At 69.5% G+C, this 20,897-nt stretch carries 23 protein-coding genes; 13 read left to right on the top strand and 10 right to left on the bottom strand.

Annotated features, from left to right (window positions below):
- Position 1 precedes the first annotated feature (1 nt).
- From rfbB to mmsB, 5 genes are all read left to right on the top strand, one after another.
- Complete coding sequence (gene rfbB / locus AU194_RS14980; RefSeq protein ID WP_059090051.1) at positions 2 to 997, top strand: dTDP-glucose 4,6-dehydratase; 996 nt, start codon at positions 2 to 4, stop codon at positions 995 to 997.
- On the top strand, positions 994 to 1,599 hold the full coding sequence (gene rfbC / locus AU194_RS14975) for a dTDP-4-dehydrorhamnose 3,5-epimerase (RefSeq protein ID WP_059090050.1): 606 nt from the start codon (positions 994 to 996) through the stop codon (positions 1,597 to 1,599). The genes rfbB and rfbC overlap by 4 nt, the downstream gene beginning before the upstream one ends.
- Before the next feature lie 83 nt (positions 1,600 to 1,682).
- Complete coding sequence (locus AU194_RS14970) at positions 1,683 to 3,203, top strand: CoA-acylating methylmalonate-semialdehyde dehydrogenase (RefSeq protein WP_059090049.1); 1,521 nt, start codon at positions 1,683 to 1,685, stop codon at positions 3,201 to 3,203.
- Between the two features lie 6 nt (positions 3,204 to 3,209).
- The gene (locus AU194_RS14965; protein ID WP_059090048.1) at positions 3,210 to 4,376 is read left to right on the top strand and encodes an acyl-CoA dehydrogenase family protein; all 1,167 of its coding nucleotides are present in this window, start codon (positions 3,210 to 3,212) and stop codon (positions 4,374 to 4,376) included.
- 14 nt (positions 4,377 to 4,390) lie between these two features.
- On the top strand, positions 4,391 to 5,263 hold the full coding sequence (gene mmsB, locus AU194_RS14960; RefSeq protein WP_059090047.1) for a 3-hydroxyisobutyrate dehydrogenase: 873 nt from the start codon (positions 4,391 to 4,393) through the stop codon (positions 5,261 to 5,263).
- Position 5,264: 1 nt separating this feature from the next.
- On the opposite strand, the gene AU194_RS14955 is transcribed toward mmsB, so the two are convergent.
- A complete protein-coding gene (locus AU194_RS14955) occupies positions 5,265 to 6,068 on the bottom strand; it encodes an HAD family phosphatase (protein WP_059090046.1) in 804 nt (267 codons plus the stop codon).
- Between the two features lie 66 nt (positions 6,069 to 6,134).
- On the opposite strand from AU194_RS14955, the gene AU194_RS14950 reads away from it, so the two are divergent.
- Together AU194_RS14950 and AU194_RS14945 are read left to right on the top strand one after the other, a co-directional pair.
- The gene (locus AU194_RS14950; RefSeq protein ID WP_059090045.1) at positions 6,135 to 6,791 is read left to right on the top strand and encodes a response regulator transcription factor; all 657 of its coding nucleotides are present in this window, start codon (positions 6,135 to 6,137) and stop codon (positions 6,789 to 6,791) included.
- Positions 6,788 to 7,978 carry a GAF domain-containing sensor histidine kinase gene (locus AU194_RS14945; protein ID WP_059090044.1) on the top strand — a complete coding sequence of 397 codons (1,191 nt, stop codon included), beginning with the start codon at positions 6,788 to 6,790 and terminating at the stop codon, positions 7,976 to 7,978. The genes AU194_RS14950 and AU194_RS14945 overlap by 4 nt, the downstream gene beginning before the upstream one ends.
- Here AU194_RS14945 and AU194_RS14940 read toward each other — a convergent pair.
- Positions 7,975 to 8,451, bottom strand: coding sequence for a MarR family winged helix-turn-helix transcriptional regulator (locus tag AU194_RS14940; protein WP_059090043.1), 477 nt, complete (start codon positions 8,449 to 8,451; stop codon positions 7,975 to 7,977). The two genes, AU194_RS14945 and AU194_RS14940, sit on opposite strands and share 4 nt — an antisense overlap.
- 89 nt (positions 8,452 to 8,540) lie before the next feature.
- On the opposite strand from AU194_RS14940, the gene AU194_RS14935 reads away from it, so the two are divergent.
- On the top strand, positions 8,541 to 9,488 hold the full coding sequence (locus AU194_RS14935; protein WP_059090042.1) for an NmrA/HSCARG family protein: 948 nt from the start codon (positions 8,541 to 8,543) through the stop codon (positions 9,486 to 9,488).
- On the opposite strand, the gene AU194_RS14930 is transcribed toward AU194_RS14935, so the two are convergent.
- The 6 genes from AU194_RS14930 to secY are packed head-to-tail and all read right to left on the bottom strand — an operon-like array spanning position 9,470 to position 13,956.
- The gene (locus tag AU194_RS14930) at positions 9,470 to 9,973 is read right to left on the bottom strand and encodes a MarR family transcriptional regulator (protein WP_059090041.1); all 504 of its coding nucleotides are present in this window, start codon (positions 9,971 to 9,973) and stop codon (positions 9,470 to 9,472) included. The genes AU194_RS14935 and AU194_RS14930 overlap by 19 nt on opposite strands.
- Before the next feature lie 25 nt (positions 9,974 to 9,998).
- A complete protein-coding gene (locus AU194_RS14925) occupies positions 9,999 to 10,712 on the bottom strand; it encodes an anti-sigma factor (RefSeq protein ID WP_059090040.1) in 714 nt (237 codons plus the stop codon).
- Positions 10,709 to 11,209 (bottom strand): sigma-70 family RNA polymerase sigma factor, encoded by a 501-nt coding sequence (locus AU194_RS14920; RefSeq protein ID WP_059090039.1) that lies wholly within the window; start codon positions 11,207 to 11,209, stop codon positions 10,709 to 10,711. The genes AU194_RS14925 and AU194_RS14920 overlap by 4 nt, the downstream gene beginning before the upstream one ends.
- A 54-nt stretch (positions 11,210 to 11,263) precedes the next feature.
- Positions 11,264 to 12,067 carry a type I methionyl aminopeptidase gene (map, locus tag AU194_RS14915; RefSeq protein ID WP_059090038.1) on the bottom strand — a complete coding sequence of 268 codons (804 nt, stop codon included), beginning with the start codon at positions 12,065 to 12,067 and terminating at the stop codon, positions 11,264 to 11,266.
- 2 nt (positions 12,068 to 12,069) lie between these two features.
- Positions 12,070 to 12,615: an adenylate kinase gene (locus AU194_RS14910; RefSeq protein WP_059090037.1), complete on the bottom strand. Its 546-nt coding sequence runs from the start codon at positions 12,613 to 12,615 to the stop codon at positions 12,070 to 12,072.
- A gap of 15 nt (positions 12,616 to 12,630) precedes the next feature.
- Positions 12,631 to 13,956 carry a preprotein translocase subunit SecY gene (gene secY / locus AU194_RS14905; RefSeq protein WP_059090036.1) on the bottom strand — a complete coding sequence of 442 codons (1,326 nt, stop codon included), beginning with the start codon at positions 13,954 to 13,956 and terminating at the stop codon, positions 12,631 to 12,633.
- A gap of 260 nt (positions 13,957 to 14,216) precedes the next feature.
- Here secY and AU194_RS14900 point away from each other — a divergent pair, with 260 nt between their 5' ends.
- The 4 genes from AU194_RS14900 to AU194_RS14885 are packed head-to-tail and all read left to right on the top strand — an operon-like array spanning position 14,217 to position 17,884.
- Positions 14,217 to 15,143, top strand: a complete 927-nt coding sequence (locus AU194_RS14900; RefSeq protein ID WP_059090035.1) for a class I SAM-dependent methyltransferase — start codon at positions 14,217 to 14,219, stop codon at positions 15,141 to 15,143.
- 10 nt (positions 15,144 to 15,153) lie between these two features.
- Positions 15,154 to 16,059, top strand: coding sequence for a class I SAM-dependent methyltransferase (locus AU194_RS14895; RefSeq protein WP_059090034.1), 906 nt, complete (start codon positions 15,154 to 15,156; stop codon positions 16,057 to 16,059).
- A 5-nt stretch (positions 16,060 to 16,064) separates the two neighbouring features.
- The gene (locus tag AU194_RS14890) at positions 16,065 to 16,961 is read left to right on the top strand and encodes a class I SAM-dependent methyltransferase (protein WP_059090033.1); all 897 of its coding nucleotides are present in this window, start codon (positions 16,065 to 16,067) and stop codon (positions 16,959 to 16,961) included.
- An 8-nt stretch (positions 16,962 to 16,969) separates the two neighbouring features.
- Positions 16,970 to 17,884 (top strand): class I SAM-dependent methyltransferase, encoded by a 915-nt coding sequence (locus AU194_RS14885; protein WP_059090032.1) that lies wholly within the window; start codon positions 16,970 to 16,972, stop codon positions 17,882 to 17,884.
- Here the strand turns inward: AU194_RS14885 and sppA are convergent.
- Positions 17,872 to 19,653, bottom strand: coding sequence for a signal peptide peptidase SppA (gene sppA, locus AU194_RS14880; protein ID WP_059090031.1), 1,782 nt, complete (start codon positions 19,651 to 19,653; stop codon positions 17,872 to 17,874). The two genes, AU194_RS14885 and sppA, sit on opposite strands and share 13 nt — an antisense overlap.
- 58 nt (positions 19,654 to 19,711) lie before the next feature.
- Here sppA and AU194_RS14875 point away from each other — a divergent pair, with 58 nt between their 5' ends.
- The gene (locus AU194_RS14875; protein WP_059090030.1) at positions 19,712 to 20,638 is read left to right on the top strand and encodes an LLM class flavin-dependent oxidoreductase; all 927 of its coding nucleotides are present in this window, start codon (positions 19,712 to 19,714) and stop codon (positions 20,636 to 20,638) included.
- 65 nt (positions 20,639 to 20,703) lie between these two features.
- Here AU194_RS14875 and AU194_RS32610 read toward each other — a convergent pair.
- Positions 20,704 to 20,897 (bottom strand): hypothetical protein (locus tag AU194_RS32610; RefSeq protein WP_231743373.1); only part of this gene is annotated, 194 nt, incomplete at its 5' end.

Raw genomic sequence — 20,897 nt, 5'->3', positions numbered from 1 at the left:
CATGCGGTTGCTGGTCACCGGCGGTGCGGGGTTCATCGGCGCCAACTTCGTACACGCCACCGTGCGGGAGCACCCCGACTGCGCGGTGACGGTGCTCGACGCGTTCACCTACGCGGGAAGTCGGGAGTCGCTGGCGCCGGTGGCCGACCGGATCCGGGTGGTCGAGGGCGACGTGAGCGACGCCGGCCTGGTCGACACGTTGGTTGCCGAATCCGACGCCGTCGTGCACTTCGCGGCCGAGACCCACGTCGACAACGCGTTGGCGCAACCGGGTCCGTTCGTGCAGACCAACGTCGTCGGGACCTACACGGTGCTCGAGGCGGTGCGCCGCGCCGGCGCACGGTTGCACCACGTCTCCACCGACGAGGTGTACGGCGATCTCCCCCTCGACGATCCGCGCCGCTTCACCGAGTCCACGCCGTACAACCCGTCGAGCCCCTACTCGTCGACCAAGGCCGCCGCGGACCTGCTGGTCCGCGCCTGGGTGCGGTCTTACGGTGTGCGCGCGACGATTTCGAACTGTTCCAACAACTACGGGCCGTACCAGCACGTCGAGAAGTTCATCCCGCGCCAGATCACCAACGTACTGACGGGGCGGCGGCCCAAGCTCTACGGCAGCGGCGCCAACGTGCGGGACTGGATCCACGTCGACGACCACAACAGCGCGGTGTGGCGGATCCTGCGCGACGGGACCGTGGGCCGGACGTACCTGATCGGCGCCGAGGGGGAACGCGACAACCTGTCAGTCCTGCGCACGCTGCTGCGGATCATGGACCGCGACCCCGACGATTTCGACCACGTCACCGACCGCGCCGGGCACGATCTGCGCTACGCCATCGACCCGTCGACGCTGTACGACGAACTTGGTTGGAAGCCAAGGCATCTCGACTTCGAGGAAGGACTGCGGGAGACCGTGCAGTGGTACCGCGACAACGAGGCGTGGTGGCGTCCGCTCAAGGACGCCGCCGAGGCGGCCTACGAGGAGCGTGGCCAGTGACCGTCCGCGAACTGTCGGTCCCCGGCGCGTGGGAGCTCACCCCGACCGTCCACGCGGACGGGCGCGGAGCGTTCTTCGAGTGGTTCACCGACCGCGAGTTCACCTCGTTCGCCGGCCACCGACTCGACCTGCGGCAGGCCAACTGTTCGGTGTCGCGGGCCGGGGTGCTGCGTGGCCTGCACTTCGCCGCCGTGCCGCCGGGACAGGCCAAGTACGTCACGTGCGTACGGGGTACCGTGTACGACGTCGCCGTCGACATCCGGGTCGGCTCCCCCACGTTCGGCCGCTGGGATGCGGTACTGCTCGACGACAGAGACCGCCGCTCGATCTACCTGTCCGAGGGGTTGGGCCACGCTTTCCTTGCGCTGCAGGATGATTCGACGGTGATGTACCTCTGCTCGACGGGCTACGACCCGGCCCGCGAGCACACGGTGTCCCCCGTCGACCCGGCGCTGGGCATCGACTGGCCATTCGACGGTGAGCTGGTGCTGTCCGACCGCGACGCCGCCGCGCCGACGCTGGCCGAGGCCCACGACGCCGGCCTGCTGCCTACCTGGGACGCCTGCCGCGCGTACGTCGAGCAACTCCGCCGAGAAGTCTGATCCCGAGGCCCAGTGAAGCCCTCTTGTCAATCACCCCGACCAGTTACTAGGATGTCCTAGTATCTCGAGCGAGGGGCTTTCTCATGACCAACCAGATCCAGCACTTCATCAACGGCAAGCGCACGAGCGGTGAGTCCACCCGCACGGCCGACGTGTTGAACCCGAGCACGGGGGCGGTGCAGGCACAGGTCCTGCTCGGCTCGCGCGCCGACGTCGACGCCGCGGTCGCCGGCGCCGCCGAGGCCCAGAAGGAGTGGGCGGCGTGGAATCCGCAGCGCCGCGCCCGCGTGATGATGCGGTTCATCGAACTGGTGAACCAGAACGTCGACGAGCTGGCCGAACTCCTGTCGAAGGAGCACGGCAAGACCGTCCCCGACTCCAAGGGCGACATCCAGCGCGGTATCGAGGTCATCGAGTTCGCGATCGGCATCCCCCACCTGATCAAGGGTGAGTACACCGAGGGCGCGGGCACCGGCATCGACGTCTACTCGATGCGTCAGCCGCTCGGCGTCGTCGCGGGCATCACGCCGTTCAACTTCCCCGCGATGATCCCGCTGTGGAAGGCCGGCCCCGCGCTGGCGTGCGGTAACGCGTTCATCCTCAAGCCCTCCGAGCGCGACCCCTCGGTGCCGGTGCGCCTGGCCGAGCTGTTCCTCGAGGCCGGGCTGCCCGCGGGCGTGTTCCAGGTCGTCCACGGCGACAAGGAAGCCGTCGACGCGATCCTCGAACACCCGGTCATCCAGGCCGTCGGCTTCGTCGGCAGCTCCGACATCGCGCAGTACATCTACGCCGGCGCGACCGCCAACGGCAAGCGCGCGCAGTGCTTCGGCGGCGCCAAGAACCACATGATCGTCATGCCCGACGCCGATCTGGACCAGGCCGTCGACGCACTGATCGGCGCCGGCTACGGCAGCGCCGGTGAGCGCTGCATGGCGATCAGCGTCGCGGTGCCTGTCGGCGAGGAAACGGCCAACCGGCTGCGCAACCGCCTCGTCGAGCGCGTGAACCAGTTGCGCGTCGGTCACAGCCTCGACCCCAAGGCCGACTACGGCCCGCTGGTCACCGAGGCCGCGCTCAACCGCGTCCGCGACTACATCGCCCAGGGCGTCGAGGCCGGCGCCGAAGCCGTCGTCGACGGCCGCGAGCGCAAGAGCGACGAACTGCAGTTCGGCGACGAGAGCCTCGAGGGTGGCTACTTCATCGGGCCCACCCTGTTCGATCACGTCACCCCCGACATGTCGATCTACACCGACGAGATCTTCGGGCCGGTGCTGTGCATCGTGCGCGCCCACGATTACGAAGAGGCCCTGCGGCTGCCGACCGAACACGAGTACGGCAACGGCGTGGCGATCTTCACCCGCGACGGTGACACCGCCCGCGACTTCGTGTCGAAGGTCCAGGTCGGCATGGTCGGCGTCAACGTGCCGATCCCGGTCCCGGTGTCCTACCACACCTTCGGTGGCTGGAAGCGGTCCGGATTCGGCGACCTGAACCAGCACGGGCCGCACTCGATCCTGTTCTACACCAAGACCAAGACCGTCACGCAGCGCTGGCCGTCGGGCATCAAGGATGGCGCCGAGTTCGTCATCCCGACCATGAAGTAGGGACCGATGGATTCTTTCGGCCTCGACGACGACGAACGCGTGATCGCCGAGACGGCGGCCGCGTTCGCCGACAAACGGCTCGCCCCCTACGCGTCGGAATGGGATGAGGGGCACCACTTTCCGACCGACGTGCTGCGGGAGGCCGCCGAACTCGGCATGGCGGCGATCTACTGCCGTGAGGACGTCGGCGGCAGCGGGTTGCGCCGCATCGACGCGGTGCGGATCTTCGAACAGCTCTCGGCGGCCGACCCGGCCATCGCGGCGTTCCTGTCGATCCACAACATGTGCGCGTGGATGGTGGACACCTACGGCTCCGAGGAGCAGCGCAAGACGTGGGTGCCGCGGCTGGCGTCGATGGAATCCATCGCCAGCTACTGCCTGACCGAACCGGGCGCCGGATCGGATGCGAGCGCCCTGCGCACCAGGGCGGTTCGCGAGGGTGACCACTTCGTCCTCGACGGGGTCAAGCAGTTCATCTCGGGCGCGGGCACTTCCGACGTCTACGTGGTGATGGCCCGCACGGGAAGCGAAGGGCCACGCGGTATCTCGGCGTTCGTGGTCGAGAAGGACACGCCGGGGGTGAGTTTCGGCGCCCAGGAGCAGAAGATGGGCTGGAACGCCCAGCCCACCGCGCAGGTGGTGTTCGAGGATGCCCGGGTGCCCGCCGAGAACATGCTCGGCGGCACCGACGCCGAGGGCAGCGGGTTCGGCATCGCGATGAACGGGCTCAACGGCGGCCGCCTCAATATCGCCGCGTGCTCGCTCGGCGGCGCGCAGACCGCCTACGAGAAGGCGGCCGCGTACCTGGCCGACCGGCAGGCCTTCGGCGCCACCCTGCTCGACGAGCCGACCATCCGGTTCACCCTCGCCGATATGGCGACCGCCCTGCAGACGTCACGAATGCTGTTGTGGCGGGCGGCGTCCGCGCTCGACGATAACCACCCCGACAAGGTGGAGCTGTGCGCGATGGCCAAGCGGTACGTCACCGACGCCTGCTACGAGGTGGCCGATCAGGCGCTGCAGCTGCACGGCGGCTACGGCTACCTGAAGGAGTACGGCGTGGAGAAGATCGTCCGCGATCTGCGGGTGCATCGAATCCTCGAGGGCAGCAACGAGATCATGCGCGTGGTCATCGGGCGCGCGGAAGCGGCCCGGGCGCGGGCATCGGCGTAGGGAGACGAAATACAGTGAGCACGATCGCGTTCCTCGGCCTCGGCAACATGGGTGGGCCGATGGCGGCCAACCTCGCCAAAGCGGGTCACACCGTGCGGGGTTTCGATCCGGTGCCCGCACTGCGGTCCACCGCTGAGGGCAACGGCATCACCACCTTTGACAGCGGCGGTGAGGCGGTGGCCGGCGCCGAGGTCGTGATCACCTCTCTGCCCAACGGCGCGGTCGTGAAGAGCGTCTACGACGAGGTGCTGCCCGCCGCCTCCGAGGGCGCGCTGTTCATCGACACCTCGACCATCGCGGTCGACGATGCGCGCGCGATCAACGCCGCAGCGACCGAACGCGGTTTCGCCCAGCTCGACGCCCCGGTGTCCGGCGGGGTGAAGGGTGCGACGGCGGGCACGCTGGCGTTCATGGTCGGTGGTGACGACGCCGCCGTCGAACGGGCCCGCCCGGTGCTGGAGCCCATGGCGGGCAAGGTCGTGCACTGCGGGGCCTCGGGCACCGGTCAGGCCGCCAAGCTGTGCAACAACATGGTGCTCGCGGTGCAGCAGATCGCGATCGGTGAGGCGTTCGTACTCGCCGAGAAGCTCGGGCTCGAAGCTCAGTCGCTGTTCGACGTCATCACCGGCGCGACCGGTAACTGCTGGGCCGTGCACACCAATTGCCCTGTGCCGGGGCCGGTTCCGACGTCGCCGGCGAACAACGACTTCAAACCGGGCTTCGCGACGGCGCTGATGAACAAGGACCTCGGCCTCGCGATGGCCGCGGTCGAATCGAGCGGGGCCTCCGCACCGCTGGGCAGCCACGCCGCCGAGTTGTACGCCAAGTTCGCAAAAGACCACGCCGACAAGGACTTCAGCGCGATCATCGAGACGCTGCGGGGCTGACTCAGGCGGCGGGCGCCGTCCTGCGCATCGCACCGCGGGCGTAGAGGCGTTCACAGGCCTTGAGCCGCAACGGTTCTGCGCCCGCGTAATCGGCCCGCACCGCCAGCGCGCCCACCGCATCGCGCGACGGACGTTCCGCACCGACGAGCACGGTGGCCAATCCGGCGGCGGTCGCCGTACGCAGCCCGGCCGTCGAACCGGTCAGCGCGAGGACGTGGTCGGTGGTGACGCCGAGTTCGCGCAGCGCCAGGTGGTGGCCCTCGACGCCGGGGGCCGACACGTCGTCGCGGGTGACGATGGTCTCGACCTGACCCTCCCCGACGAGCTGGCGCACCAGCGGTTCCGCCCAGGAGCGCCGCCCGGCGGTCACCACCGCGACGGGCACCCCCGCGGCGAAGGCGTCGCCGATGAGGTCATCGAGGCCGGGCCGGGGGCTGGCGCCCGCGTCGAGCACCATCTCGTCGAACATCATCGCCTTCGTCGAGCAGATCTCGCCGGCGAGGAGCTCGACCAGCACGTCGCATTCGGGGCCGACGCAGTGGTTACGCAGTTCGGCCAGCACCCGCTGGCGTTCGTCGCGCAGCACCATCAGCCGCCGGTAGCGCGCCGCGGACCATGCGATGGGCACGCCGTGCGCGGCGAACGCGGCGTTGAACACCACGCGGTGCACGTCGTAGTCGAGGTCGGTCAGCGCCTCGAGATCGAACACCAGCGCCCGTAGCGGGGTGACGTCGGCGTCGACCGGCCGGGTGCCGTCCCACCAGAACCGGCCCGCACACCATGTTCTCTCACGTGTTGTCTGCACATGATCACAGTGGCCTACGTCACACCATTTCGTCCTCCCCCTTGCGGGGGATTCTATGGTGATCGCATGACCGGGCCTGTGCGCATCGTTCTGGTCGACGACCACGAGATGGTCATCGAGGGCCTCAAGGCCATGCTCGCGACGTTCGCCGACCGTGTCACCGTGGTGGGGCAGGCCGTCGGCGCGGAGAAGGCCGTCGACGTCGTCGCCGAGCTGCAGCCCGACATCGTGCTCTGCGACGTCCGGATGCAGGGCGCCAGCGGCCTGGACCTGTGTCTGCAGCTACGCGCCCGCGACCCCGAGCAGAAGGTCGTGATGCTCTCGGTCTACGACGACGAGCAGTACCTGTTCGAGGCGCTGCGGGTCGGCGCATCCGGGTACCTACTCAAGAGCATCAGCAGCGACGAGCTGGTCCGACAGCTGGAACTGGCCCATCAGGGGCAGACCGCGATCGACCCCGGGATGGCGGCCAGGGCGGTCGACACCGCCGCCCGGATCCAGCGCGACGAGTTCTGGCCCGGCGCCCGCCAGGGCCTCACCCAGCGCGAGAGCGAGATCCTGTCGTTCGTCGTCACCGGGCTCTCCAACCGCGGGATCGCCACCAAACTCGTGATCGGCGAGGAGACCGTGAAGACCCACCTGCGCTCGATCTACCGCAAACTCGGCGTCGGCGACCGCGCGGGTGCGGTCGCGACGGCACTGCGCGAGGGCATCTACCGATGACCACCCGCTCGCTGCTGACCGCCGACCGCGAACTCGCCCTGCTGCGCGAACTCATCCAGGCGGCGTCCAGCGGGCCGGGGGTCGAACCGCTGGCCGCCGCGGCCGCCCGCATGATCACCGCGGCCACCGGCGCCGACGTGTGCTTCGTGCACGTGCTCGACGATTCCGACCGGTCGCTGACGCTGGCCGGGGCCACCCCGCCGTTCGACAGCGAGATCGGCAAGATCCGGCTGCCGCTGGGCCAGGGCATCTCGGGCTGGGTGGCCAGCCACCGGGAGCCGGTGGTGATCAGCCACGACAAGGAGTCCGACCCCCGATACATGCCGTTCCGGTCGCTGCGCGGCAAGGACTTCACCTCGATGGTGTCGGTCCCGATGGAGACCGACCCCGGCGGCCTGGTCGGCGTGCTCAACGTGCACACCGTCGAACGGCGCGAGTTCACCGGACCCGACGTGGAGCTGCTGCTGGTGATCGGTCGGCTCATCGCCGGGGCGCTGCACCAGGCGCGGTTGCACCGGCAACTGGTCGCCCGCGAACGCGCCCACGAGAACTTCGTCGAGCAGGTCATCGAGGCCCAGGAGATCGAGCGCAGGCGGCTGGCCGGTGATATCCACGATGGGATATCCCAGCGCCTGGTCACGCTGTCCTACCGGCTCGACGCCGCCGCCCGCACCATCGACGATCCGCAGGGCGTGGCCGAACAGCTCGGTGAGGCCCGCGAGCTGGTGGCGCTGACACTGGCCGAGGCGCGCGCGGCGATCAGCGGGCTACGGCCCCCGGTGCTCGACGACCTCGGCCTGGCCGGCGGGTTGGCGAGCCTGGCGCGGTCGATCCCGCAGGTGCACATCGACACCGACCTCGCCGAGCGTCGGCTGCCCGACCACGTCGAGCTGGCGCTCTACCGCATCGCGCAGGAGTGCCTGCAGAACGTGGTCAAACACTCCGGCGCCGCGACGGCACGGCTGACGTTCAGCGTGGCCGACGACGTGGCGCGGCTCGAGATCATCGACGACGGGGTCGGGTTCGACACGTTCGAACACCCGCTGGGCGGCGACGACATGGGCGGCTACGGGCTGCTGTCGATGGCCGAGCGCGCCGAGATCGTGGGCGGGCGGCTCAACATCCGGTCCCGGCCGGGGGCGGGGACGGCGGTGACGGCGACGATCCCGCTGCCCTCGGCCACCTAGCGCAGGCGGCAGTCGTGCTGCCGGTGCTGTTCGACGGCGGCGACGACGTCGTCGGCCATCGCGCGCAGCGCCTCGAGCCGCTCCGGACCCAGCACGTCGACGAACATCTCGCGCACCCTGGCCGCGTTGGCAGGTGCGCACTCCCGCAGGGCGGCCAGCCCGGCGTCGGTGAGCACGATGTCCGGGTAGCGCCCGGCGCCGGTTTCCCGACGGACCAGACCGCGCGCGGCCATCCGGGTCAGGTGGTGCGACAGCCGGCTCTTCTCCCACTGGGTGGCCGCGCCGAGTTCGGCCGCCCGCATCCGCCTGCCGTCGGCCTCCGACAGCGTCACCAGGATCTCGAAGTCGGAGTCGGAGAGCCCGAACTCGCGCTGCAGGTGCTGGTGCAGGTGCCGCCCCAGCGTCTGGTGCATCGCCATGTACGCGCGCCAGGCGCGTAGTTCGTCCTCGCTGAGCTCACCTTTCGTCGCCACATCGCCGATCCTAACCCACAGAGTTGACACGTCAACCACAACGGCCTACCGTCGAAATAGGTTGATACATCAACACGAGGAGGTTCGATATGACGGACAAGACCATCGCGGTCGTCGGCGCCACCGGATCGCAGGGCGGCGGCTTGGTCCGGGCGATACTCGACGACGGCGAGTTCACGGTGCGGGCGCTGACCCGCGATCCGTCGTCGGCCAGGGGCGCGGCGCTGCAGGAGGCCGGCGCGGAGGTCGTCGCGGCCGACCTGGACGACGAGGAGAGCCTGGACCGGGCGTTCGACGGTGTGCACGGCGCGTTCGTCGTCACCAACTACTGGGCGCCGCTGACCCCCGAACAGGAGGCCGCCCGCTCCCGCGCGGAGATGGAGCTGGCGCAGGCCCGCAATGCCGCCCGCGCCCTCGAACGCGCAGGCGCCCGCCATGTCGTCTGGTCGACGCTGGAGGACACCCGCGGCCACTTCGCCGACGATGCCGCGGTTCCCGACGTCGAGGGTTACAAGGTCCCGCACTTCGACGCCAAAGCCGAGGCGGACACGGTCTTCGCCGACCTGCCGGTGACGTACCTGCGGACCACGCTGTTCTTCGAGAACTTCGTCGACTCCTTCCCGCCGCGGCGGGGTGACGACGGCGCGCTGACGCTCGCGCTGCCGATCGCCGACCAACCGCTGGCCGGGATCGCCGTCGACGACATCGGCCGCAGCGCGCTGGGCGTGTTCAAACGCGGCGAAGCCCTCGTCGGCCAGACGGTGAGCATCGCCGGCGACATCCTCACCGGCGCGCAGTACGCGGCCGCGCTGACCGACTCGCTCGGGGAGCCGGTCACCTACCTGCCGGTGCCGTTCGACGCGTTCCGCGCGCAGGGGTTCCCGTCAGCGGTCGAGATGGGCAACATGTTCCAGTACTACGCGGAGAACTCCGCGGCGTTCACCGCCGCCCGCGACCTGGACTGGGTACGCGAACTCAACCCGCGGCTGCAGACGTTCCGCGAGTGGCTGGCCACCACTCAGAAGTCGCCGGCGTGACGGCGCAGCGTCTCGATGGCGGCGGCCAGCGACCGCGATTCGTCGGTGGACATCCCGATGTCGGCGAACACGTCGTTGTTGAGCGTCACCGTGGCGTCCTCGACGGTCGACCGGCCGAGTTCAGTGATCCGGACCAGCGTGGTGCGGCCGTCGGTGGGGTGCGGGATGCGCTCGACCAGGCCGCTGGCCTCCAGCCGCCGGATCGCGTGGGTGACGCTGGTGACGTGCACCTGCAGCCGGTCGGAGGCCTTGGTGATCGGCAGGGCGCCGGAGCGGCTGAACGCCAGCAGGCGCAGCAGCTCGAACCGGGAGAAGCTCAGGTCGTAGGGGCGCAGCGCGTTCTCGACGCGCGCCAGGAGAATCTGATGGGCCCGCATGACGGAGGTGACGGCGACCATCCCGTCGGCCACCTCACCCCAGCCGGCGGCTTCCCAGTTCGCCCGGGCCCGCGCGATCGGATCGTGCGTATCGGTCGCGTCGGTCACCGACCTTTCATACCATTGCCCGCGCTCAGAACGTCTTCTCGAGCAGCACCTCGCGGGTGTCGGCGGAGACCAGCTGCACCGCGGCGATGTCGTCGCGCCGCATGTCGGTGTTGCCGCTCGGCAGCGCCGTCGCACCGGCCAGCCCGAGCCAGGTGGCGATCTCGGACGAAGCACCGTCGCGGCCGACCACGACCATGCCCAACCGGCTCGGCGGCGCCGACGCCCCGCCACCGGACCATTCGCCGTACGTGCAGGCCATGTCGATGCGGGTGCCCCACCCGAAGTCCGTGAGGCTGATCGAGGCGTTGATCGGGGTGGGCGCGAGTTTGGTCATCTCGTAGCTGGTGGCGGTGACCTGGGGCGTCTCCCCACTGAACACCCCCGGCCGGATCGCGACGACCACGCCGACCGCGAGCACCGCGGCGGCCACCCCGACCACGGCCGAGGTCAGCCAGCGCGACCGCCGCCTGCGCCAACGGGCCTTCGCCAGCACCGTGTCCAGCACCTCCGGCCGCAGCGGCGGCGCCTCCTCTGATTGGACCAGGTCGAGCGCACGCACGTCGTCGGCGTCGAGCATCGCCAGCAGCGCGGGCATCCCGCTCAGTTCGGCGACCGCGGCTCGGCACCGGTCGCACGTCTGCATGTGCGCCTCGAACTCGCGCCGGTCGGCGCTCGACAACGACCCCAATACGTATGCGGCGTCCCACTGCAGATAGGGATCGCCCACTGCCTCGATCATCGCGTCACCCCCATCTCCTGCAGGTTCAACCGCAACGCCCGCACCGCGTAGTGCAACCGCGATTTCACGGTGCCCTCCGGTATGCCCAGCTCCGCGGAGATCTGAGCCGTCGTCCACCCGTCGTAGTACGCCCGCCGGACCACGGCCCGGTGGTCCTCGGACAGCTGCGAAAGCGCCGACCCGACCAAGAGGCGGTCCAGTGCGGAGTCCACCTTGTCGGGTTCGCTGGGCTGGGCGACGGATTCGACGTCCGAGGTGCCGGTCTCACGCCGGAAGCGGGCGCTGCGCCGCTCGTCGATCACGATGTTGCGCGCGACGGTGAACAGCCACGCTCGCGGAGACCCGTCCGGGCGGTGTCGCCACGCGCGCAGCAGCGTCTCCTGCACGACGTCCTCGGCGGTGGCCGGGTCGCCGGTCAGTTTCAACGCATAGCGCCACAGCGCGCCGGCGTGCTCGTCGTAGAGCACGCGCAACATCGCGTCCTCGGTGTCCTCCATCGCGAACCTCCGCCTGGTACACGAGTTCCGTGGCGGTTCGGTTCGACGGCCCGATCAGCTCGCAGGCAGGGTGAGGATGCGGGGTCCGTCCTCGGTGGCCGCCACGGTGTGCTCCCAGTGTGCCGCGCGGGAGCCGTCGGCGGTGATCACTGTCCATTCGTCGGCGAGGACTTTGGTCTTCGTGGTGCCGAGGGTGAGCATCGGTTCGATGGCCAGCACCGATCCCGGGGCCAGATGGGGGCCGCGGCCCGGGGCGCCCTCGTTGGGCAGGAACGGGTCCATGTGCATCTGCCTGCCGATGCCGTGGCCGCCGTAGCCGTCGACGATGCCGAACCCGCGCTGATAGCGCGCCTCGGCGGCGCGGGTGCCCTTCTCGATGGCGTGCGAGACGTCGGTCAACCGGTTGCCGGGCACCATCGCGGCGATCCCCGCCTCCATGGATTCCCGGGTGGCCGCCGACAGTGCCTCGTCGGCGGGGATCAGCGGGCCGACACCGAAGGTGACGGCCGAGTCGCCGTGCCAGCCCTCGAGGATCGCCCCGCAGTCGATGGACACCAGGTCGCCCGACGCCAGCGTCTCGCCCTCGGACGGGATGCCGTGCACGACGCGGTCGTTGACCGAGGAGCAGATGCTGGCGGGGAAGCCGTGGTAGCCGAGGAACGACGGGATGCCGCCGCCGTCGCGGATGACGGCCTCGGCGATCGCGTCGAGCTCCTTGGTGCTGACACCGGGGACCGCGGCTTCGCGGACCGCGGCCAGTGCCGCCGCGACCAGGGCCCCGGCGGCGGCCATCGCATCCAGCTCACCGGGGGTGCGCTGGGCGACGACCTTGTCCCTGCGGAGCCTCAGGCCGGCCACGGTTACTTGCCCAGCGCCTGCAGGGCGCGGGCGAAGACCTCGTCCATGGAGCCGACGGCGTCGACGGTCTTCAGCTGGTCGCGGTAGTGGTCGAGCAGCGGCGCGGTCTCGTCGCGGTACACCTTCATCCGGTTGAGGATGATCTCTTCGGTGTCGTCTTCGCGGCCACGGCCCTTGAGGCGGGTGAGCAGTTCGTCCTCGGAGACGCGGAACTCGACGACCGCGTCGAGGGACAGGTTGCGCTCCTCGAGCATCTTCTCCAGCGCCTCGGCCTGTTCGACCGAACGCGGGTAGCCGTCGAGGATGAACCCGTTCTCGGCGTCGACCTGGCCGATGCGGTCCTCCACCAGAGCGTTGGTGAGGGTGCTGGGCACGAGGTCGCCGGCGTCGAGGTACCGCTTGGCCTCCAGGCCGAGTTCGGTCTCGCCCTTGATGTTGTCGCGGAAGAGATCGCCGGTCGAGATGTGCGGGATGCCGAGCTTGTCCGCCAGCTTCGCGGCCTGCGTGCCCTTACCCGCGCCGGGCGGTCCGAGTAGAACGATTCTCAACTTAGGAACCCTCTCTCACTTCAAAAAGCCTTCGTAGTTGCGCTGCATCAGCTGGCTTTCGATCTGCTTCACGGTGTCCAGGCCGACGCCGATCATGATCAGCACCGCGGTGCCGCCGAACGGCAGGTTCTGGACGGTGCCGGTGTTGCCGATCTGCAGGAACAGGTTCGGCAGCACGGCGATCACACCGAGGTAGATCGAACCCGGCAGGGTGATCCGGCTCAGCACGTAGCGCAGATAGTCCGCGGTCGGCTTACCCGGCCGGATGCCCGGGATGAAGCCACCGAACTTCTTCATTTCGTCGGCGCGCTCGTCCGGGTTGAACGTGATGGACACGTAGAAGTAGGTGAAGAAGATGATCAGCGCGAAGTAGATCCCGATGTACCAGGGACTGCTCGGGTCGGTGAGGTACTCCGCGACGAAGCGGTCCCACCAGCCGGTGCCCGGGTTGGAGCTACCGCTCTGGATCAGCTGCGTGATCAGGTGCGGGATGTAGATCAGCGAGGACGCGAAGATCACCGGGATGACGCCGGCCTGGTTGACCTTGAGCGGCAGGTAGGTCGACGTGCCGCCGTACATGCGGCGGCCGACCATGCGCTTGGCGTACTGGACCGGGATGCGGCGCTGGCCCTGCTCGACGAACACGACGCCGATGATGATGATCAGCGCGGCCACGCAGACCAGCGTGAAGACCACGCCGCCGCGGCTGTCGAGGATCGACTTGCCCTCGCCGGGGATGGCGGCGGCGATGCTGGCGAAGATCAGCAGCGACATACCGTTGCCGATGCCGCGCTCGGTGACCAGCTCACCCATCCACATGACCAGGGTGGCGCCCGCGGTCATCACGATCACGATGACGATGAGCGAGAAGATCGCCGAATCGTCGATGATGTCGAGCGAGCAGCCCTGCAGCAGGCCGCCGTTGGCGGCCAGGGCCACGATGCTGGTGGACTGCAGGATGGCCAGCGCGACCGCCAGATAACGCGTGTACTGCGTCATCTTGGCCTGTCCGGCCTGCCCCTCCTTGCGCAGCTGTTCGAACCGCGGGATCACCACGGTGAGCAGCTGCACGATGATGCTCGCGGTGATGTAGGGCATGACGCCCACCGCGAAAACCGACAACTGCAGTAGCGCGCCGCCGGAGAACAGGTTGATCAGCGAGTAGATCTGGCCCGAGTCGCCACCGCTGACCTGGGCGATGCACTCCTGCACGTTCGGGTAGTTGACCCCGGGCGACGGAAGTTGTGCGCCCGCGCGATAGAGCAGCACGACCCCGATGGTGAACAGGATCTTGCGCCTCAGATCGGCAGTCCGCAGCGACGAGATGAAAGCCGAGAGCACTCTTTCCTCCTGCGCAGCCGACCTCGTGAGCGCGGCGTGCCAAATGGGGCTGGACAAACCAGCGTCATGGTCAAGTCGTACGCACCGTCTCAAGCAGCACATCAAGCCTGCTAGCGGCGCGCGTCAAACAGTCTACGAGAGTAACAGCCACCACCCCGCACCCCCGCATCGCTGGGCGGCTCGCAGATTGCTTTCAGATTCGAAGCGTACAGTCGCCGACACTGGTTACATCGGCTAATTATCTGCGGAAGGGGTCCACGATGGCTCGATCCGACAATGACACGTGGGATCTGGCGTCCAGCGTCGGCGCCACCGCTACCATGGTCGCGGCCGCGCGGGCCGTGGCATCGCGGCAGCCGGATGCGGTGATCGACGACCCGTTCGCCGAACCTCTCGTGCGTGCGGTGGGTGTCGACTTCTTCAGTCGCCTCGCCTCCGGCGACATCAAGCCGACCGACCTCGACCCTGAGGGCACCGGCGGCGTGGGCAACATGGATCGCTTTGCCGACGGGATGGCCGCCCGCACCCGCTTCTTCGACGACTTCTTCTCCGACGCCGTCGACGCCGGAGTCCGACAGGCCGTGATCCTGGCGTCCGGGCTGGACTCGCGCGCCTACCGGCTGCCGTGGCCGGCCGGCACCGTGGTGTTCGAGATCGACCAGCCCGACGTGATCGCGTTCAAGACCGACACCCTGGCCCGGTTGGGCGCACGGCCCACCACCGAGCACCGGACGGTCGCGGTGGATCTGCGCGACGACTGGATCGGCGCGCTGGAGGCCGCCGGGTTCGACCGCGCCAAGCCGACGGCGTGGATCGCCGAAGGACTGTTCGGGTACTTACCGCCCGAGGCGCAGGACCGGCTGCTCGACCAGATCACCGAGATCAGCCCGGCGGGCAGCCGGGTGGCTGCCGAGGGTGTGGTGAGTTCACCGGACGCCGACGAGGAGCAGATCCGCGAGCGGATGCAGTCCCTGCGCGAGCAGTGGCGCCAGTTCGGGTTCGACCTCGACTTCTCCGAGCTGGTCTACACCGGCGAGCGCGCCGAGGTGGCCGAGTACCTGGGCGCGCGGGGCTGGCGCACCGACACCATCACCGCCACCGATCTGTTGGCCAAGTGCGGGCTGCCGTCGGCGCAGCACGGCAGCGCCAACTTCGCCGACGTCCGGTACGTGACCGCAGTCAAGTAGGGAGCGCGCGATGGCACGCAGCGATCAGGACACCTGGGATCTGGCGTCGAGTGTGGGGGCGACCGCGACGATGGTCGCGACCGGACGGGCGGTCGCCAGCCGCGGCCCCGACGCGTTGATCGACGACCCCTACGCCGAGGCGCTCGTGCGCGCGGTCGGGGTGCCGTACTTCGTGAAGCTGCTCGACGGGGAGATCACGCTCGAGCCGGACAACGCGGCGATGCTGTCGGTGATGACCGAGGTGATGGCCGTCCGGACCCGGTTCTTCGACGACTTCTTCCTGTCATCGGGCCCGGAGGTACGGCAGGCGGTGATCCTGGCGTCGGGTCTGGACGCGCGCGCCTACCGGCTGCCGTGGCCCGACGGCACGGTGGTCTACGAGATCGATCAGCCCGAGGTCATCGAGTTCAAGACCCGCACGCTCGCCGATCTGGGCGCCACGCCGGCGGCCGAGTTGCGTCCCGTCGCGATCGATCTGCGCGACGACTGGCCCGCCGCGCTGCGGGCGGCGGGTTTCGATCCGGCGGCGCCGACGGCGTGGATCGCCGAGGGGCTGCTGATCTATCTGCCGCCCGAGGCGCAGGACCGGTTGTTCGACAACATCACCGCGCTCTCGGCGCCGGGCAGCCGGGTGGCCACCGAATTCCACCCGGACCCGTCCGCGCGGATCGGGGCGAGTTCGCAGCGCATGAGCGAGGAGTGGCGCCGCCACGGCCTGGAGTTGGACATGGCCGAGTTGTTCTACGACGGTGAGCGCAACCCGGTGGTCGAGTACCTGCGCGAGCGCGGCTGGACGGTCGACGCGCGCAGCAGGCCCGACATGTTCGCCCACTACGGGCGGCCCTTCCCCACCGGCGACGAGGTCGAAGCGCTGCGCCAGTCCTTCGCCGTCACCGCGATCAGGAATCAGGAGTAAGTCAGATGACCCGTACCGAGGGTGATACCTGGGATCTGGCGTCCAGCGTCGGTTCGACGGCGACCGGCGTGGCCGCGTCCCGCGCACTGGCGTCCAAACAGCCCGACCCGCTGATCTTCGACCCGTACGCCGATCCGTTGGTCAAGGCCGTCGGCCTGGATTACTGCAACAAGCGCGCCGACGGTGAGTTGCACGTCGAGGGCCACCCGATGCTCGACAACCGGCGCGCCTCCGAGCAGATCGCGGTGCGGACGCGGTTCTTCGACGACTTCTTCATTACCGCGACCGCGGCGGGGGTGCGGCAGGCGGTGATCCTGGCCTCGGGGCTGGACACCCGCGCGTATCGCTTGGACTGGCCGGCGGGGACCGTCGTCTACGAGATCGACCAGCCCGAGGTCATCGAGTTCAAGACCCGCACGCTGGCCGACCTCGGCGCCTCCCCCACCGCCGAACTGCGCACCGTGGCGATCGATCTGCGCGACGACTGGGCGGTCGCGCTGCGGGCCGCCGGCTTCGACCCGACCGCACCGACGGCGTGGATCGCCGAGGGGTTGTTGATCTATCTGCCACCCGAGGCGCAGGACCGGTTGTTCGACAACATCATCGCGCTGTCGGCGCCGGGCAGCCGGATCGCCACCGAGCACATGGACTTCGGGGCGAACCGCGACGCGTGGCTCCAGCGCGTGAGCGAATGGTCCAAACACGTCGGCTCGGAGATCGACCTGCTCGACCTTTTCTACACCGAGGACCGCACCGCGGCCGGTACGTATCTCGCCGAACGGGGTTGGGACATCGAGGTGCTGACGTCGGTGCAGGCGTACGCTGCCAACGGGTTCGAGTACCCCGCCGAGATGGCGGCGGTGGCGTCGGACTCCGGGTATCTGACCGCGACATTGAAGTGAGGTAGCCGATGGCCCGCTCGCACGGGGACAGCTGGGATGTGGCGTCGAGTGTGGGCGCGACGGCGGCGATGGTGGCGGCGGGCCGGGCGGTGGCGAGCCGGGATCCGCGCGGGCTGATCGACGATCCGTACGCGGCGCCGCTGGTGCGTGCGGTGGGGATCGACTTCTTCACCAAGGTGGCCGACGACGGGTTCGACGCGGCCGGTCTCGATCCGGCGACTGCGGCCGGGATTCAGGCCCGCATCGACGAGATGGCGTTGCGCACAAGGTTTTTCGACGACTACTTCCTGGAGTCGGTGGGCGCGGGTATCCGGCAGGTGGTGATCCTCGCGTCGGGTCTGGACTCGCGGTCCTACCGGCTGCCGTGGCCCGACGGCACGGTGGTCTACGAGATCGACCAGCCGGCGGTGATCGAGTTCAAGACGTCGACGCTGGCCGGCATCGGCGCCTCCCCCATCGCCCAGTTACGTCCTGTCGCAATGGATCTGCGGGAGGACTGGCCCGCCGCCCTGCAGGCGGCGGGGTTCGACAGCGCCGCGCCGACGGCGTGGTGCGCCGAGGGACTGCTGATCTACCTGCCGCCGGAGGCGCAGGATCTGCTGTTCGACAACATCACCGCGTTGAGCGCGCCGGGCAGTACGGTCGCGACCGAATACGTGCCGGGAATCCGCGATTTCGATCCCGAACAGGCCGCCGCGGCGGGCGCGCAGATGCGCGCGTTCGGGGTCGACATCGACATGCCGTCGCTGATCTACCACGGTGAACGCAAGCACGTCATGGAGTACCTGACGTCACTCGGGTGGGAGATGACCGGGCTACCGCGCGCCGACCTCTTCGCCCAGCACGGGGTTCCGTTGGTAGAGCACGAGGTCGACCCGCTGGGCGAGATCGTCTACGTCAGCGGCACGTATCAGAACCGGTAGTCCCCGAACCACATCGCACTGACGCCGCTCAGCGAGCGCTCGGCGGTGTCGACGAGGTTGAGCACCGAACGGCCGACCAGCACGCCCAGCGCATCGGGCAGCGACGCCACCGCGGGCTGCGAGGACTGCTTGGGTCGCAGGACGTCGAGGAGCGACGAGCCCGGGTAGTTGACGATCCGCACGTCGGCGTCGCGGTCCAGGCCGGCGACGGCCTTGGCGCGGTCGACGGCGGTGCGCAGGCCGCCGAGTTCGTCGACCAGTCCGCGGTCCTTGGCGTCGGCGCCGGTCCACACCCGGCCGCGGGCGACCTCGGCGACGTCGTCCACGGCGAGGCCGCGACCGTCGGCGACGCGCTCGACGAAGTCGTTGTAGAACAGGTCGGCCTCGGCTTCGACGTGCGCGCGCTGTTCGTCGGTGAACGGCGAATTCGCCGACCACGCATCGGCGTTGGCGTTGGTGCGCACCGCGTCCGAGCCGACCCCGAGCCGGTCCTTGAGTTCGCGGGCCACCAGCTTGCCGGTGACCACGCCGATCGATCCGGTGATCGTGCCGGGGTTGGCGACAATGGCGTCGGCGCCCATCGACACGTAGTAGCCGCCGGATGCGGCGACGGCGCCCATGGAGGCGACGACGGGGGTGCCGCCCTCGCGGGCGCGCAGCACCTCGCGCCAGATGGTCTCCGAGCCGGTGACCGATCCGCCGGGGCTCTCGACGCGCAGCACGATCGCGGCGACGTCCTTGTCGGCGGCGGCTTCCCGCAGGGCGGCGGCGATGGTGTCGCCACCGGCGCTCGAGCTGCCCATCGGTGTCAGGCCGGGGCCGCCGCGGCCGCTGACGATCGGGCCGTGCAGGGTCACGACCGCGATGGCGGGTTTGGCCTTGCGGCCGGGCACCGACGGTCCGCCGCCCGATGCGGTGGCGCGGGCGTAGCGGGTGAGGAACAACCGTGGCGGTGCATCGGGGCCGTCGACGTTCTGTGGCGAGATCCCTTCGGCGCCGGTGAGTTCGGCGATGCGTGCGTAGGCCTCGTCGCGGAACCCGATCCGGTCGACGAGGCCGCCCGCGGTGGCGTCGTCGCGCAGCAGCGGGGCCTTGTCGGCCAGCGCGTCGAGAGTGGCCGTGTCGAGCTTGCGTGACTCGGCGACGGCGGCGAGCACCTGCTGGTTGAGGCTCTCGATCAGCCGGCTGTCCGCTTCCCGGTGCGGTTCGGTGTAGCTGTCCTGTGTGAAAAGGTTTGCGGCGGACTTGTATTCGCCGCGGGCGGTGAACTGCGCCTCGATACCCGCCTTGTCGAGGGCGTCACGCAGGAACAGTGCGCTGGTGGCGAAACCGACCAGGCCGACGGTGCCCGACGGTTGCATCCACACCTCGCGGAAGGCGGAGGCGAGGTAGTAGGACAGGGTGCCGGGGTAGGTCTCAGCCCAGGCGACCGACGGTTTGGCGGCGCTGAACGCGGTTATGGCCTCGCGCAGTTCCTGGACCGGCGCGGCGGGAGCGGCAGAGATCTGGACGCGAGCGATGAGCCCGGCGACCCGGTCGTCCTCGGCGGCGCGGTGGATGGCGTCGACCACCTGGCGCAGCACCATGGGCCGCCCGCCGGCGGTGATCATCGCGAGCGGGTCGAATCCGCTGGTCTCCGGCGGCACCGACATCAGGTTGATCTCGAGGATGCAGCCGTTGGGGACGCCCTTGTGGCGGGCGGTGTCGACCCGTCGGACCAGGGCGCGCACGTCGTCGGGGCCGGGGATGCCGGGGAGGAAGGCGAACATACGCCCGAGGGTACCGGCGAGCGGCGGGACCGCGGCCGGGCCGCCGTACCGTGGTGACGTGCGGTTCTCGATCTCGATCCCCCAGCGCTTCCCGGACAGCTTCGACGCCGAGGGGGTGCGCAGCTATCTGGCGCGGGCCGAGGAGTTGGGTTTCGAAGGCGGATGGGTGTTGGAGCAGCCGATAGGGCCGACGCCGTTGATCGCGCCGCTGGAGCTGTTGGCGTACGCGGCGGCGTGCACCACGCGGTTGCGGCTCGGGGTGGGGGTGCTCGTGACGTCGCTGCATGATCCGTTGCAGTTGGCGGCGACGATCACCGCGGTGGACAGGCTCAGCCATGGGCGGCTCGATGTCGGGGTGGCGTCAGGGGGCGGGCGGCGCAAGTTCGCGGCGTTCGGGGTGGCGCGAGAGACCTTCGTCGGGTACTTCACCGAGGGCCTGGAGCTGATGAAGGCGGCGTGGTCGGACGACCCGCGGGTGACGTTCCAGGGGCGGTTCCGTGAGGTGGAGGATCTGCCGATCCAGCCGAAGCCGGTGCAGCGGCCGCATCCTCCGATCTGGTTCGGCGCCAACGCCCCTGCGACGCTGCGGCGGGCCGTGCGCCATGGTGACGCGTTCCTGGGCGCAGGGTCGTCGACGACGGAGAGCTTCGCCACGGCGGTGGCGACGGTGCGGCGGGAACTCGATGAACAGGGCGGCGACGCAACGCGATTCCGGATCGGCAAGCGGGTGTACCTGATGGTCGACGACGATGCGACGCGGGCCAGGGAGCGCGTACTCGAGGGGCTGCACCGGATCTACGGCAACATGGCGGGTATCGAGGCGGTGCCGGTGGCGGGTACCCCGGACGACGTCGCGCGAGGGCTGCAGGAGGTCATCGCCGCGGGCGCGCAGATGGTGCTGTGCAATCCCCTCGGCGCGACAGTCGCCGAGGATCGCGAGCAGATGGAACGCCTTGCCGCCGAGGTGCTTCCGCGACTCGGCTGACGCGCCCCTTCGACTACTCTCACCAACCCCGCGGTCGAACCTCCGCAGGACAATTCGGCTCCCCCTCAGAATGGGGGTAGTTCGTCGTTCTCGGCAGCCGCACGGGTGTTGTCGAATAGATCTGCGAGACAATCTGGTTCGCCGTCAATCTTCGGTGGCGGTGGCCTGTACTGGTCGAGGTAGGCCTGGTTGCGCGCGCGTTCGGCGGCGATGTGAGCGCGGCGTTCGGCGGCGCGGGTGCGGCGGCGTCTGGGCATCT

Source organism: Mycobacterium sp. GA-2829 (genome assembly GCF_001499965.1).
In the GTDB taxonomy this organism is placed as follows: Bacteria; Actinomycetota; Actinomycetes; order Mycobacteriales; family Mycobacteriaceae; genus Mycobacterium.
This window is presented reverse-complemented; position numbering and strand designations above follow the sequence as displayed.